1 protein-coding gene is annotated in these 214 nt (G+C 64.5%); it reads right to left on the bottom strand.

Going from position 1 to position 214, the window contains the following annotated elements; all coding sequences use genetic code 11:
* A partial coding sequence (locus IO39_RS43835) for a histidine kinase dimerization/phospho-acceptor domain-containing protein (protein ID WP_043638089.1) occupies positions 1–214 on the bottom strand: 214 nt, incomplete at both ends.

Genomic DNA, 214 nt, shown 5'->3' with positions numbered 1-214 from the left:
GATGTCCATCTTGCCCGCCTCGACCTTGGACAGGTCGAGGATGTCGTTGATGAGCTGCAGCAGGTCGGAGCCGGCCGAGTGGATGATGCCGGCGTACTCCACCTGCTTGGCCGTCAGGTTGCGGGTGTGGTTCTGGGCCAGGAGCTGGGCCAGGATGAGCAGCGAGTTGAGCGGGGTGCGCAGCTCGTGGCTCATGTTGGCGAGGAACTCGCTC

Source organism: Nonomuraea candida, assembly GCF_000725485.1.
In the GTDB taxonomy this organism is placed as follows: Bacteria; Actinomycetota; Actinomycetes; order Streptosporangiales; family Streptosporangiaceae; genus Nonomuraea; species Nonomuraea candida.
Note: the sequence above shows the minus strand (reverse complement) of the source record. Positions and strands in the feature narration are given on the sequence as shown.